The organism is Brucella grignonensis (assembly GCF_002252505.1).
GTDB lineage: Bacteria > Pseudomonadota > Alphaproteobacteria > Rhizobiales > Rhizobiaceae > Brucella > Brucella grignonensis.
The window spans coordinates 1-366 of the sequence record NZ_NNRL01000083.1 but is presented as its reverse complement, the minus strand read 5'-3'; the positions used below and the strand labels follow the sequence as shown (position 1 = coordinate 366).

The window sequence follows — 366 nt, the reverse complement described above, 5'->3', positions numbered from 1 at the left end:
GGCGGCAACCGCGACCTGGGACGCGATCATCATCACGCATTCCGCCTTCAAGTTCATCGGCGTCCCGTCTGCCTTCGAACAGCAGATGATCCATGACGAGCTGGAGCTCTACGAAACGCTCCTGACCAAGGTCGAAGGTGATGACCGTGTCTCGCGCAAACGCCTCGAGCGCCTGAAGGAGGGCCTGCAGGAGCGGCTCGAAGCACTCTCCACCCGCAAGGACGATCTTCTCACCATTGCCGAGATCGGCGTGGACCAGATCATCGTCGATGAGGCGCAGGAATTCCGCAAGCTCTCCTTCGCCACCAATATGTCGACGCTCAAGGGGGTCGATCCGAACGGCTCGCAGCGCGCATGGGACCTTTT

At 60.7% G+C, this 366-nt stretch carries 1 protein-coding gene; it reads left to right on the top strand.

The window, feature by feature from the left end:
* Window positions 1-366 (top strand): hypothetical protein (locus CEV33_RS01040; RefSeq protein WP_141211534.1); only part of this gene is annotated, 366 nt, incomplete at both ends.